At 69.0% G+C, this 12,576-nt stretch carries 17 protein-coding genes and 1 tRNA gene; 10 read left to right on the plus strand and 8 right to left on the minus strand.

Going from position 1 to position 12,576, the window contains the following annotated elements; translation table 11 throughout:
- Positions 1-75 precede the first annotated feature (75 nt).
- Positions 76-1,176 (minus strand): 3-dehydroquinate synthase, encoded by a 1,101-nt coding sequence (aroB, locus tag SAZ01S_RS07840; protein ID WP_084581716.1) that lies wholly within the window; start codon positions 1,174-1,176, stop codon positions 76-78.
- The gene (locus tag SAZ01S_RS07845; protein WP_084581718.1) at positions 1,173-1,712 is read right to left on the minus strand and encodes a shikimate kinase; all 540 of its coding nucleotides are present in this window, start codon (positions 1,710-1,712) and stop codon (positions 1,173-1,175) included. Before SAZ01S_RS07845 ends, aroB begins: the two co-directional genes overlap by 4 nt.
- Positions 1,713-1,903: 191 nt before the next feature.
- Between SAZ01S_RS07845 and SAZ01S_RS07850 the strand changes: the two genes are divergently transcribed.
- From SAZ01S_RS07850 to SAZ01S_RS07860, 3 genes are all read left to right on the plus strand, one after another.
- Positions 1,904-3,709: a hypothetical protein gene (locus tag SAZ01S_RS07850; protein ID WP_245824714.1), complete on the plus strand. Its 1,806-nt coding sequence runs from the start codon at positions 1,904-1,906 to the stop codon at positions 3,707-3,709.
- Positions 3,706-4,605: a tyrosine-type recombinase/integrase gene (locus SAZ01S_RS07855; protein WP_084581720.1), complete on the plus strand. Its 900-nt coding sequence runs from the start codon at positions 3,706-3,708 to the stop codon at positions 4,603-4,605. Before SAZ01S_RS07850 ends, SAZ01S_RS07855 begins: the two co-directional genes overlap by 4 nt.
- Positions 4,606-4,829: 224 nt before the next feature.
- Positions 4,830-5,777, plus strand: coding sequence for an acetyl-CoA carboxylase carboxyltransferase subunit alpha (locus SAZ01S_RS07860; protein WP_084581722.1), 948 nt, complete (start codon positions 4,830-4,832; stop codon positions 5,775-5,777).
- Between the two features lie 65 nt (positions 5,778-5,842).
- On the opposite strand, the gene SAZ01S_RS07865 is transcribed toward SAZ01S_RS07860, so the two are convergent.
- From SAZ01S_RS07865 to SAZ01S_RS07875, 3 genes are all read right to left on the minus strand, one after another.
- Complete coding sequence (locus SAZ01S_RS07865; protein WP_084581724.1) at positions 5,843-6,010, minus strand: Flp family type IVb pilin; 168 nt, start codon at positions 6,008-6,010, stop codon at positions 5,843-5,845.
- A 78-nt stretch (positions 6,011-6,088) separates the two neighbouring features.
- A complete protein-coding gene (locus SAZ01S_RS07870) occupies positions 6,089-6,256 on the minus strand; it encodes a Flp family type IVb pilin (RefSeq protein WP_084581824.1) in 168 nt (55 codons plus the stop codon).
- 127 nt (positions 6,257-6,383) lie between these two features.
- A complete protein-coding gene (locus SAZ01S_RS07875; protein WP_084581725.1) occupies positions 6,384-6,575 on the minus strand; it encodes a Flp family type IVb pilin in 192 nt (63 codons plus the stop codon).
- A gap of 17 nt (positions 6,576-6,592) precedes the next feature.
- On the opposite strand from SAZ01S_RS07875, the gene SAZ01S_RS07880 reads away from it, so the two are divergent.
- Positions 6,593-7,042 carry a (deoxy)nucleoside triphosphate pyrophosphohydrolase gene (locus SAZ01S_RS07880; RefSeq protein ID WP_167693102.1) on the plus strand — a complete coding sequence of 150 codons (450 nt, stop codon included), beginning with the start codon at positions 6,593-6,595 and terminating at the stop codon, positions 7,040-7,042.
- 109 nt (positions 7,043-7,151) lie between these two features.
- Positions 7,152-7,760 (plus strand): class I SAM-dependent methyltransferase, encoded by a 609-nt coding sequence (locus SAZ01S_RS07885; protein ID WP_084581726.1) that lies wholly within the window; start codon positions 7,152-7,154, stop codon positions 7,758-7,760.
- A gap of 37 nt (positions 7,761-7,797) precedes the next feature.
- Here SAZ01S_RS07885 and SAZ01S_RS07890 read toward each other — a convergent pair whose 3' ends face one another.
- Positions 7,798-8,625, minus strand: coding sequence for a methyltransferase domain-containing protein (locus SAZ01S_RS07890; protein ID WP_084581727.1), 828 nt, complete (start codon positions 8,623-8,625; stop codon positions 7,798-7,800).
- Positions 8,626-8,668: 43 nt separating this feature from the next.
- Between SAZ01S_RS07890 and SAZ01S_RS07895 the strand changes: the two genes are divergently transcribed.
- From SAZ01S_RS07895 to SAZ01S_RS07915, 5 genes are all read left to right on the plus strand, one after another.
- On the plus strand, positions 8,669-9,403 hold the full coding sequence (locus tag SAZ01S_RS07895) for a ComF family protein (protein WP_139809980.1): 735 nt from the start codon (positions 8,669-8,671) through the stop codon (positions 9,401-9,403).
- A 35-nt stretch (positions 9,404-9,438) separates the two neighbouring features.
- Positions 9,439-9,696: a glutaredoxin 3 gene (gene grxC / locus SAZ01S_RS07900; protein WP_084581729.1), complete on the plus strand. Its 258-nt coding sequence runs from the start codon at positions 9,439-9,441 to the stop codon at positions 9,694-9,696.
- Positions 9,693-10,517: a carbon-nitrogen hydrolase family protein gene (locus SAZ01S_RS07905; protein WP_084581730.1), complete on the plus strand. Its 825-nt coding sequence runs from the start codon at positions 9,693-9,695 to the stop codon at positions 10,515-10,517. The genes grxC and SAZ01S_RS07905 overlap by 4 nt, the downstream gene beginning before the upstream one ends.
- Positions 10,514-10,951 (plus strand): DUF1178 family protein, encoded by a 438-nt coding sequence (locus tag SAZ01S_RS07910; RefSeq protein ID WP_084581731.1) that lies wholly within the window; start codon positions 10,514-10,516, stop codon positions 10,949-10,951. The genes SAZ01S_RS07905 and SAZ01S_RS07910 overlap by 4 nt, the downstream gene beginning before the upstream one ends.
- Positions 10,952-10,985: 34 nt before the next feature.
- Positions 10,986-11,062 (plus strand) — tRNA-Arg (locus SAZ01S_RS07915).
- Positions 11,063-11,200: 138 nt separating this feature from the next.
- Here SAZ01S_RS07915 and SAZ01S_RS07920 read toward each other — a convergent pair.
- A complete protein-coding gene (locus SAZ01S_RS07920) occupies positions 11,201-11,545 on the minus strand; it encodes a hypothetical protein (protein WP_084581732.1) in 345 nt (114 codons plus the stop codon).
- On the minus strand, positions 11,542-12,003 hold the full coding sequence (locus SAZ01S_RS07925; protein ID WP_084581733.1) for a helix-turn-helix transcriptional regulator: 462 nt from the start codon (positions 12,001-12,003) through the stop codon (positions 11,542-11,544). Before SAZ01S_RS07925 ends, SAZ01S_RS07920 begins: the two co-directional genes overlap by 4 nt.
- Between the last annotated feature and the right edge of the window lie 573 nt (positions 12,004-12,576).

The following is a 12,576-nucleotide window of genomic DNA, read 5'->3' on the forward strand; positions in this document are numbered from 1 at the left end:
CCCCGCCGCTGGCGCGGCGGCCCCTCCACCAAGCCGCTGCGCGTCTTGGTCCCCCTCCCCGTGCCGGGGAGGAATTTAGCGGCGTTGCCCGTCCAGGAACGCCGCGACCTTCGCCAGGTCCACCGTCTTGTCCAGATAGGTCTGGCCGATGCCGCGGGCGAGCAGGAAGGGCAGGGTGTTCCCCTCCATCTTCTTGTCGTGGAGCATATGGCCGACCAGCGTCGCGCCGTCTGCCGACACCCCGGCGGCGGCCAGCCCGTCGGGCAGCCCCACCGCGCGAAGATGCGCGGCGACCCGCTCGGCATCCGCGACCGGGCACAGCCCCTGCTGCGCCGAGAAGGCGAACGCGAGCGCCATTCCCGCGGCTACCGCCTCGCCGTGGAGCAGCTTGTCCGAGAATCCGGTCTCCGCCTCCAGCGCATGGCCGAAGGTATGGCCGAGGTTGAGCAGCGCACGCGTGCCCGTCGTCTCGCGTTCGTCCGCCGCGACGATCCGTGCCTTGGCGGCGACCGAATGGCCGATCGCCTCCGCCCGTGCGGCCGGATCGCCCGCGAACAGCGCGGCGGCATTGGTCTCGCACCAGGCGAAGAACCCGGCATCGTCGATCAGCCCGTATTTCGCGACTTCGGCATAGCCGGCGCGCAGCTCGCGCTGGGGCAGGCTGTCCAGCACCTGCGGGTCGATCAGCACCACCGAGGGCTGGTGGAACGCGCCGATCAGGTTCTTGCCCGCCTTCGAATTGATCGCGGTCTTGCCGCCCACCGAGCTGTCGACCTGGGCGAGCAGCGTGGTGGGCACTTGGACGAAGTTGCAGCCGCGCTTGAGGATGCTGGTCGCGAAGCCGACGAGATCGCCGATCACGCCGCCGCCCAGTGCGATCGCGTGATCGCTGCGCACCACGCCCTGCGCCAGCAGCCAATCGGTCAGCGATTCGAGCTGCGCCCAGCTCTTGGTGCTTTCCCCCGCCGGCAGCACCCGCACCGGCGCGGCGATGCCCTGGGCGGCGAGGCTGGCGACCAGCGTCTCGCAATGCGCCGCCAGATTCGTATCGGTGACGATCGGCATCGGCCGTCCGCGCGACAGCGGGGCGAGCACCGCGCCGGCGCGCACCAGCAAGCCGGGTTCGATGCGCACGTCATAGCTGCGTGCGCCCAGCGCGACGGGAATGGTGGTCACTTGTGCAGGGCCTTCAGGATCGCTTCGACGGTGGTTTCGTGCGGCGCGGCTACGCTGGGTACGCGGATCTGCGCAAGCGCGTAATAGGGATTGCGCACTCGCGCGAGCTCGCTGAGCGTCGCCAGCGGATCCTTGCCGCGCAGCAAGGGCCGCGTGTCGCGCCGCCGGACCCGATCGGCGAGGATCGCCGGTTCGGCATCGAGCCAGATCGAGATCGCTTGGTCGAGAATCAGCGCCCGCGTCTCGTCGTTGATGAAGGCGCCGCCGCCGGTGGCGATCACCTTGGGCGTGCCGTCGACCAGCCGGGCGATCACCCGCCGTTCGCCGTCGCGGAAATGCGGTTCGCCGAATTTCGCGAAGATGTCCGAGACCGACATGCCCGCCGCCGATTCGATTTCCGCATCGGCATCGACGAAGGGAAGCCGCAGGCGCTGGGCGAGGCGGCGCCCTACCGTGGTTTTGCCGGCCCCCATCAATCCCACCAGCACGATGGGCTTGCCGGTCCAGGCGTTAAGTTGCGCATGCGTTTGTAACATCGTGCGAAGGGCTATACAGCGAGGGACCGTCGCGGGCAAAAGGCCCGTCCGCTCAAGGAATGGACTGTTTTTCATGCCGCGTTTGCTTGTCGTGTTGCTCGTCATTCTGGTGGTTCTGGTGGGGGGCATGTTCGCCCTTGCAGGCCGCAACACCGTGAAGGAGCCGGTGCGCATGGAGAAGGCGGTCGCGCTTGAAAACCTCGCCAACTAGGGCGTCCCGCCTGGCGATCGCCGCGGCGCTGCTCGCCGCCGTCGGCGTGCCGGCGTTCAGCCAGCAGCAGAAAGCTCCCGAATCGCTGTTGCCGCCCGGCTTCGACCAGCCGGCGCCGCGGCCACAGCCTTCGCCGCGCCCCACGCCGGCGCCCAGCGCCGCGCCGGCGGCGGCGCCGTCGCCGAGCGGTGACATGCTGTCGGCGGGGCCGGATACCGGGCCCGACGCATTCGATGTCGAGGAAAGCAACGCCAGCGTGGTGGCGGCGCCGGCGATCGACCTGTCGCAATATGATCTGCCCAAGGGCGTGCGCCGGCCGCTGGACCGCGTCGGCATCCTCGCGGCGGGCAATGCGCCGTTTCCTGCCGATGCGTTCGGCAAGGTGCCGGCGGCGACGCAGATCACCCTGATGCGCCGGCTCGATGCGCCGGTCGCCTCGCGCTGGGTGTCGATCGCGCTGCGCCGCGCGCTGATGTCGCCGCTCGACACGCCCGCGGGAGTCGACGGCGCCGATTATGCCGCGGAGCGCGCCTGGCTGCTGCTCCGCATGGGCGAGGCGACCGCCGCGCGCGGGCTGGTCAGCTATGTCGACATCGACGACTATACCAACGCGCTCGACCGGGTGGCGATGCAGGTGGCGCTGGCGACGGGCGATCCCGCCGCGGTATGCCCGATCGTCGACGATGCCGCCGCGGCGGTGCCCGATCGCGGCTGGGCGCTGGCGCAGGCGATCTGCGCCGGGCTTGCCGGCAAGCCGAGCGAAGCCGACCAGCGGCTGGATGCCGCGGCCAAGGGCAAGCCGCGCAACGACATCGATACACTGCTCGCCACCAAGGTGGTCGGCATGGGCGCCGATTCGCGGCGCGCGGTGACGATCGACTGGGTCGGCGTACCCGCGCTTTCCGCCTGGCGGTTCGGCATGGCGACGGCGGCGGGGGCGGACATCCCCGACAATCTCTTCGCCACGGTGGGGCCGCACTATCGCTACTGGCAGGCGCTGTCGCCGCTGGTCGCCCCGGCGTTGCGCGCGCCCGCGGCGGAACTGGCGGCGGCGGCCGGCGTGCTGTCGAACGCCGCGCTGGTCGACCTTTATGCCGAGATCGACCAGGCGAGCGACGTGCCCGATCCGCTGCAGAAGACCGCGCGCGATCTCCGCAGCGCCTATACCGGGTCGCCCGGCGAGCGGGTGCAGGCGATGCGCAGCCTGTGGGATGCGGCCGAGACGCCGCGGCTGCGCTATGCGCGGCTGGTGCTGACTGCCAAAGCTGCGGCCTGGGTTCCGGCGAACAAGAATGCGGCCGAGCCCGACCGGCTGATCGCCTCCATGCTGTCGGCCGGCTATGAGTCGGCGGCGCTGCAATGGCGCGGCGTGGTCGCGCCGGGCAGCGAGGGCTGGGCGCTGCTCGCGCTCGTCGAGCCTGCCGGCGCGATCGGCTATGCCGATTTCGAGCGCTATGCCGGTGCCGCGAGCCCGCGCAAGGCGGCGATGCTGCTGGCCGGGCTGGCCGGGCTTGGCCGGCTCGCGCCCGCCGATGCCCAGCGCGGGGCCGAGGCGACCAAGGTGGGGCTGGGCGGCGTCAATGCCTGGACCCAGGCGATCGATCGTGCTGGCGCCGCCAGCCAGCCCGGCATGGTCGCGCTGCTCGCCGGGGTCGGCATGCAGTCGCCGCGCTGGGACCAGGTGACGCCCGAGGCGCTGTACCACATCGTCGCGGCGATGCGCGCGGCGGGGATGGCCAACTATGCCCGGATGATCGCCGTGGAGGCGGTCACGCGCGCGGCGTGAGCGACGACCGCGCGCTGATCGACCGCTTTCTCGAGATGCTGCGCGCCGAATCGGGCGCGGCAGCGAACACCGTCGCCGCCTATGGCACCGACCTGCGGCTCGCCTCGGAGGCGCTGGGCGGCGGGTTGGCGACCGCCGGCCGCGCGGACATCGAACGGCTGAGCGGCGGCTGGGCGGACCTCGCCCGCGCCACGGTCGCGCGGAAATCCTCGGCGCTGCGGCGGTTCTTCGCCTTTCTCGCCGAGGAGGGGCACCGCGGCGACGATCCCGGCGGCGCGCTGCCGCGACCCGGCACCGCGCGGCGCCTGCCCAGGATCCTCAGCACCGGCGATGTCGACGCGATGTTCGCCGCGATCGCCGAGCGCCAGGCGCGGGTGCCGCCCGATCCGCTCGACCTGCGGCTCGCCGCGCTGATCGAGCTGCTCTATGGCTCGGGCCTGCGGGCGACCGAGCTCGTCTCGCTTCCCCGGAATGCCATCCACCCCGATCGGCCGTTCCTGATCCTGAAGGGCAAGGGCGGGCGCGAGCGGCTGGTGCCGATCTCGGACCGGGCCCGCGCCGCAGTGGCGCTGTGGCGCACCCAGGTGCCGGCGGACCAGGCATGGCTGTTCCCGTCGGGCAAGAAGCACCTGACGCGCATCCGTCTCTACCAGATCGTCCGTGCGCTGGCGGCGGCGGCGGGCATTCCGCCCGAGCGGGTGAGCCCCCACGTCCTGCGCCACGCCTTCGCGACGCATCTGCTGGAGGGTGGGGCCGATCTGCGCGCGTTGCAGGCGATGCTCGGCCATGCGGACATCGCGACGACCGAAATCTACACCCATGTCGACAGCCGCCGGCTGGTCGAGCTGGTCAATGCACGGCACCCGCTCGGCGAGGCGCTGGCGGGAAAGCGCTGACCTGCAGGTCCTCCCCGTCCCGGGGAGGGGACCATGTGCGCAGCACATGGTGGAGGGGCCGCCGCGGCACGCGGCGGTACCCGGAGCGATCGACACGCTCCGCGCCTTGCGGCGCGGCCCCTCCACCACGCGCCTGCGACGCGCGGTCCCCCTACCCGTGCCGGGGAGGAATTGGAGTCGCCCGCGCGTTGACGCGAAGCGCGGCGCCCGGTAGCGCCACGCGCATGACGACATTCCTCGACTTCGAGAAGCCGATCGCCGAGCTCCAGGGCAAGATCGACGAGCTGCGCAGCGCCGCCCAGGGCGGCGACGTGGACATCGCCGCCGAGATCGCCCCGCTCCAGGCCAAGTCGGACAAGCTGCTGCTCGACACCTATGCCAAGCTGACGCCGTGGCAGAAGACGCAGGTCGCCCGCCATCCCGAGCGCCCGCACTTCAAGCATTACGTCGCCGGGCTGATCGAAGACTTCATGCCGCTGGGCGGCGACCGTGCCTTTGCCGACGACAATGCGATCATCGGCGGTCTCGGCCGCTTCCGCGGGCGCCGCGTGATGGTGATCGGCCATGAGAAGGGCGACGATACCGCCAGCCGGCTCAAGCACAATTTCGGCATGGGCAAGCCCGAGGGCTATCGCAAGGCGATCCGCCTGATGAAGCTCGCCGACCGCTTCGGCATCCCGGTGATCACGCTGGTCGATACCTCGGGCGCGTTCCCGGGCGTGCAGGCCGAGGAGCGCGGCCAGGCAGAGGCGATCGCGCGCTCGACCGAGACGTGCCTGTCGCTCGGCGTGCCGCTGGTCGCCTCGATCCTCGGCGAGGGCGGCTCGGGCGGCGCGGTGGCGCTGGCGGCGGGCAACCAGGTGCTGATGATGGAGCACGCGGTCTATTCGGTGATCTCGCCCGAGGGCTGTGCCTCGATCCTGTGGCGCACCGCCGACAAGGCCGCCGACGCCGCCGAGGCGATGAAGGTCACCGCGCAGCACCTGAAGGAGCTGAAGGTGATCGACCGGATCGTGCCGGAGCCGCTGGGCGGTGCACATCGCGCACCGGGCCAGGCAGTGCAGGCGCTGGGCGATGCGATCGAAAAGGCGCTGGAGGGGCTGGCCGGCATGTCGCCGGAATCGCTGCGCCAGGCGCGCCGTGCGAAGTTCCTCGCGATGGGCCGCGTCTGACGCATAAACGAAAAAGGGCCGGCGCAGGCGCCGGCCCTTGGGTTCGCGGAGAAATGGCGCGGCGGTTACTGCGTCTTCATCGCCGACGTGACGTTGCCGAAAGTGGTGCTGAGCTGCGTGCCCAGGCCCTGCATGGCGGCGATGGCGGCGACGGCGATCAGCGCGGCGATCAGGCCATATTCGATGGCGGTCGCGCCCTTGCGATCGGTGCGCAGCTTGCGAAAGAACTTCATCCGGCGGCTCCTTCCATGATCTGAGGGACGGTCGTGCCCGGCAGCAGCGCCCGTCCCCGCGAAAGCGAAACCGAAGGCTTAGGAAGCCTTCATGTTCGACGTGACGTTGCCGAACGTCTTGTTCAGCTGGCTGCCCAGGCCCTGCATCGCGGCGATCGCGGCGACGGCGATGAGCGCGGCGATCAGACCATATTCGATCGCGGTCGCGCCCTTGGAATTCTTGAGGAAATTGCGAATCTTCTGCATACCCGACTCCATCGTCCCAGAAACTTCAAACACCGGCCTGCCCGAAGATCCGGAAAGGCCCGTTCACCCTAGGGAAGAGGGGTTAAGAACGGCCTAAATGCCGCGCTTAGCAAAAGGTTGACGCGCGTTACTGGCCCGCCTGCTGGACCTTTTGCGACACATTGCCCCACAGCTGGCTGGTGGTGCTGCCCAGCCCCGACAGCGCCGAGATCAAGGCAAGCACGATCAGCGCCAGGATCAGGCCGTATTCCACTGCAGTCGCGCCACGATTTGCGCGGGCCACGGCATGCAGGAGGGTAATCAGGGCTCGCATCGGCATCCAATCTCGTTCAGGACATGGTGCGAAATGTTGCAGAATTTGGTTGCAAAGTGATTAGCGGACCCCGCCCGATCCTCCTCGTCGTTGCCGCGGCGATGCTGGTCGAAGGGCGCGTGCTGGTGCAGCAGCGCCCCGAAGGCACCGCGCTGGCGGGTCTGTGGGAGTTCCCCGGCGGCAAGATCGAGCCGGGCGAGAGCCCCGAGGCTGCGCTGGCCCGCGAGCTGGACGAGGAACTGGGCGTGGGCGTCGATCCCGCCGTGCTGGTTCCGCTCAGCTTTGCCAGCCTGGCCTTGCCCGATCGTCACCTGCTGCTGATGCTCTACCGCCTCGACAGCTGGCAGGGCGTACCCGAGCCGCGCCACGCCAGCGCGCTCGCCTGGGCCGACATGGCGCTGCTGCGCAGCCTGCCGATGCCGCCGGCCGACCTGCCGTTTCTCGATGTGCTGGCGTCCGTGCTGCGAGCCTGAACACAGCTGCGCAAGCCAAGTTTAACCAGGTCTTTAAACATACTCGTCCATAGTTGGATATGATTTGCCGTGGCTGTGAAGCGCGGCAGCCTTTGATGGAGAGTGCCGCATGGCAGATATCGATCCTGCCGCCGTGGCTGCGCCCGCGGCCGAAAGCCAGCGTGCGCAGTGCAATGCCTCGCTGCGGCTGCTTGCGAAGGAGTTCACCCGGCGCGACGATGTGGCGATGATCATCCGCTCCGGCGGGATCGGTGTGGAACTCGGCGTCGCAGCAGGAGACTTTTCCAAGCGAATACTGGAACGTTCCGAACTCGCCTATCTGTTCAGCATCGACATGTGGGCCGGGGATCGAGGGCATGACGTCGAGCAGTACAAGCAGGCGCTGCGGCTGCTTAATCCCTATCGCGACAGGAATTCCTGCCTCCGCATGCGGTTCGACGAGGCACTTGACCTGTTCGGCGACGACACCCTCGATTTCATCTATGTCGACGGCTATGCACATACGGGCGAGGAAAACGGTCTTACTTTCGCGCAATGGTTTCCCAAGCTGCGGATGGGCGGCATCATGGCCGGCGACGACTATCATTCTGACTGGCCGCTTGTGATGCGTGCGGTGGATAGCTTCGTCGCGGCGAACGGGTTGGAACTCCACGTGATCCAGTGCGCGGAGGATAGCTGGAATTCGCGTTACCCAACCTGGTTCGCGATGAAGATCTGAAATTGCAGCGCCAAGGCGTGGTCGAACCAGCTAGCCCCTAGCCCTTCGGCTTGAGCGCGTCCGCCAGCGACGCCGTGGCGCTGCCCGGCCGGGCGGGCTTGGGCTGCGAGGGATCGGGGGCCCAGCCGGTCAGGGTGACGATCGAGAAGCGTTCCGGGGTGCGGCCGTCGGGCTCGGCGCGCTCGGCGAAGGCGGCGGCGGTGCCGAGCAGCGTCTCGCGGCGGAGCGGCGGCGTGTTGGGCAGCAAATTGGTCGCCGCCATGCCGCGCAGGTCGCGGATCAGGCCGCCGAGCCCGCCATAGCGGACGGTCAGCGTCTCGACATCGGCCACCGGCAAGGTGAAGCCGGCGCGCGAGAGCAGGTCGCCCGCGGCGCGCACGTCGATCTGCGGGTGGAAGCGTGCCACTGGCCGGTCCGCTTCGGCGGCGAGCAGGCAGGCGCGCAGCGTCGAGAGGCTGCCCGCGCCGAGGAACGCGCCCAGGAACAGCCCGTCGGGCTTCAGCGCGCGGCGGGCGAGCGCCAGCGCGCCGGGCACGTCGTTCACGGTATCCAGCACGCCGGCCGAGATCACCAGGTCGAAGCTCGCCTCGGGGAAGGGGTACATGTCCTCGTCGGCCTGGATCGCGCCGGTTGTCGCGGCGAAGACCGATCCGGGTTCGAGCCGGGTGATCGTCGCGCCCGGCCAGAAGAAGCTGCCATCGGCGCTGCCCAGGTCGAGCACATTGCGGAAGTCGCGCTTCACGCCTTCCAGTCGCTCGAGCAGGCCGTCGAGCATGTGGTCGCGGAGGAAGCCTTCATAGCTGCGGGCGGCGCGGTCGCGGCGCTTGCGGCGGAGCGCGCGGTCGAAGATCTCGGAGTCGGACACAGGGGCGCTTGTGCAGCGACGCGGGGCTTGGAACAAGAGCGGGGTGGATCCGCGCGCGCCTCTTCTCCGCCTAGTCGATCTGGCGCTGCCGCCGCGCTGCCCGGGCTGCGGCGCGATCGTCGAGGCTGATCACCGCTTTTGCGCGGGTTGCTGGGACAGCCTGCAGTTTCTCGGGGCGCCGTGGTGCGCGGCCTGCAACCTGCCGTTCGACTTTGATCGCGGCCCGGGCGCGCGCTGCGCGGCCTGCCTCGCCGATCCGCCGCCGCACGACGGGGTCCGCGCGGCGGTGGCCTATGGCGACGTCGCGCGGCGGCTGGCGCTCAAGCTCAAATATGGCGGGCGGCTGGCGGCGGCCGAGACGATGGCGCGGGCGATGGCGCGGCTGGTGCCGGAAGGGGCCGATCTGCTGGTGCCGGTGCCGCTGCATCGCTGGCGGCTCTGGTCGCGCGGCTTCAACCAGGCGGTGCTGATCGCGCACGGCGTGGCGCGGCGCAGTGGCCTGCCGGTGGAACGCGACCTGCTGCGGCGGGTCAGGGCGACGCCCAAGCTGCAGGGGCTGGGGCGGCGGGCGCGGGCCAAGGCGGTCGCGGGTGCCTTCGCGCTGGGGCCGGGGGCGCGCGCCAAGCTGCAGGGGCGCACCGTGCTGCTCGTCGACGACGTCCACACCAGCGGCGCGACCGGCGATGCCTGCGCGCGGCTGCTCAAGCGCGGCGGGGCGGCGCGGGTGATCCTTCTGTGCTGGGCGCGCGTTCTTGCCGAGGAGGCGCCCCTGGATTGACAAGCCGGGGCCTCGCGCACACGTCTGGAGGCATTATGGCAAAGGTCGAAATCTACACCAAGGCGTTCTGCCCCTATTGCACGCGCGCCAAGAACCTCCTCTCCGCCAAGGGCGCGGCGTATGAGGAGTATGACATCACCATGGGCGGGCCCAAGCGCGCCGAGATGCTGGAGCGCGCGCCCGGACGCACGACGGTGCCGCAGGTCTTCATCGACGGCAAGCATATCGGCGGCTCGGACGATCTCGCCGCGCTGGACCGCCAGGGCGGCCTGGATCCGCTGCTCGCCGCATGAGCCGCGCCGCGCTGCTCCAGATGACGAGCGGGATCGATCCCGCCGCCAATGCCGCGACGCTGGTCGAGGCGGTGGCACAGGCCAAAGCGGGCGGGGCGGCGATGCTGTTCACCCCCGAAATGTCCGGCCTGCTCGACGGCAACCGTGAACGCGCCCAACATCACTATGCGCATGAGCGCGATGATCGTGTACTTTCGGCGGTCCGCGAAGCCGCGGCGGCGCACGGGATCTGGGTGCATCTCGGCAGCCTCGCGGTGCTGCGCGAGGACGGCAAGCTCGCCAATCGCGCGTTCGTGATCGACGACAGCGGCGCGATCCGCGCCCGCTACGACAAGATGCACCTGTTCGATGTCGACCTGCCGAGCGGCGAGAGCTGGCGCGAATCGAACAGCTATACCGCGGGCGCGGGGCCGGTGGTGGTCGATACCCCGCTCGGCAAGCTGGGCATGGCGATCTGCTACGACCTGCGCTTCCCGGACCTGTTCCGCACGCTGAGCAATGCCGGGGCGACGATCCTGGCGGTGCCGGCCGCGTTCACCCGCCCGACCGGCGCGGCGCACTGGCATGTGCTGCTGCGCGCCCGCGCGATCGAGGCGGCGGCCTTCGTGCTCGCGGCGGCGCAGACCGGCGAGCACGAAGACGGCCGCGCGACCTATGGCCACAGCCTCGCGATCGACCCCTGGGGCGACGTGCTGCTCGACATGGGCGCGCCGGCGGGGCTGGGCTTCGCGACGCTCGACACGGCGCGGCTGGAGGATGTGCGCACGCGGGTGCCGGTGCTGCGCCACCGCCGCGCGATTCCCGAGGCGACCCCGGCGTGATCGTCTTCGACCTCAAGTGCAGCGGCAACCATGTGTTCGAGGCCTGGTTCAAGTCGAGTGCCGCCTATGCGGAGCAGCGCGCGCAGGGGCTGATCGCCTGTCCGTTGTGCGGCGATCGCGAGGTCGCCAAGGCGGTGATGGCGCCGGCGGTGGCGGCCAAGGGCAATCAGGGCGCCGGCACGCCGCCAGTGACGCCGGAGGCGTTCAAGGCCGCGCTGGCGGCGCTCGCCCAGCTCCAGGCCAAGCAACTTGAAACCTCGCAATGGGTCGGCAAGGCCTTTGCCGAGAAGGCGCGGGCGATGCATGCCGGCGACGCGCCCGAGGCGCCGATCCACGGCCAGGCGACGCTGGCCGAGGCCAAGGCGCTGGTCGACGAGGGCGTACCGGTCGCGCCGCTGCTGGTCCCAGTGGTGCCCCCCGAGGCGCGCAATTGATTTGATCGCGCGAGCCGGGTACCAGCGGCCGCGTGGCCCGGTAGCTCAGCAGGATAGAGCAAGCGATTCCTAATCGAGAGGTCGGAGGTTCGAATCCTCTCCGGGTCACCACCTAAAGCCGCAGAAAACCTAGCTTTTTTTGACGCTCAGAGCCGCCCGGCGCTGGGGCGTTTTGACACGTCTTTTGACACGTGTTTTGACATTCTCGGTTCGTTCCGGCCGCGATTAGCGACGCGGAACCGAGGGATATCAGCGCAATTTAGCCGACAGCAGCGCATCGAGCATGGCGGTCCAGTCTCCTTCCACCTCGGCAAGCACGCCTCGCAGGACGTCGGCAGTCTCGCCATCGGCCTCACGACCGATACCCTTGAACCTTGCCATCAGGGCGGAATTCTCGAGCTGGTCGATCCGCTTCCTGAGAGTGGGGATACCAGAAGCCGCCAGCATTTCCTCACTCGGCTGCCGGATGGCCTCGATCACTGCCCGCACCTCGGGCAGGTAATCCATCCATAGCGGCTTGCCGTCCATGGTCGCACCGGGCGGGTTTTTGTCGAGCTCGCACAGGGCGCGGGCAGCGCGCTCCAGCGGGCTCATCGCGGCTGGCCGACTGCAAAGCCACCAGCGCGGATCAGCGCGGCCAGCGCCTCCACAGCAGGCTTGCCCTGGGCCACGATCACGTTCGGCACCCGGGCCGTCTGCGCCGCGATGCGATCGCTGTGGAACCGCTTCACCTCGATGAACACGTCCGAATCTGGCAGGTAGAAGTCGAGCGCGTACTGGTGACCCGGCTGCCCCTCGCGAGTGAAAGAAACTCCCGCTTCGATCAGTGCATCTTCGATCAGCCGCTCCATTGGATCTCGCGCGCTCGCCGGCGGCCGGTCGCCGGCCGCTGCACGCAGCGCGCGAACGGCCGCCGCCGTCCGGACGCCGATAGGCGCTATGCCGCGCTCCATCTGGCCGATGAAGTCGCGGCTTAGGTCTACGGCCTCCGCTAGTTGCGCCTGTGTCATACCGAGAGCCTTCCGCCTCAGTTTCAGTTCTTCGCCATTCATTGGATGACCCGGTGGGGAGAAGGTTTGGACCCTTCCCCCCGATAGTTCATCCGATCTTGATGTCGATCTTAAGTGAGAGGTGGAACTTCACTTTTACCGACTTCAGTTTTTGGATGAACCAGCCTAAGATTTCCATCCTAGTCTCCGGTTCAACCGGGCCGAGCCATTTCGGCCCGGTGATTTTGTTTTAGCACATTTCCTGATCGGCGCAAGCGGAATACGCAGTAAGTGCGTAAAATAATTATGCACCAGCCGAGTTGGGCTCAACATAGATGGCAAGGGTCTGGATAGGTTCGCCCGTATGCGTAGCCGGTGACCATTCTTCGTTCACCCAATGGGCGATTTCGCGCACAAGGAAGCTCGTTGCACCAAAGTCCCTCCGGATCTGGCCTGACGGGTCCGAGAACCAAAGGTACTCGCCGACTGCAGGTTTCTCCCGGAGGTAGACGCTCGCGAATTGGCGATCGTCGTCGAGCATTATCTTCGCCCCGATCATGGCTGCGCACCTAACGGTTCGAAGCACAGACCATCCGCGCCCGGCAGCGTGCTATAGGAGACCCGCATCGATGGCAC

The sequence above is a fragment of the Sphingomonas azotifigens NBRC 15497 genome, from assembly GCF_002091475.1.
Classification (GTDB): domain Bacteria; phylum Pseudomonadota; class Alphaproteobacteria; order Sphingomonadales; family Sphingomonadaceae; genus Sphingomonas; species Sphingomonas azotifigens.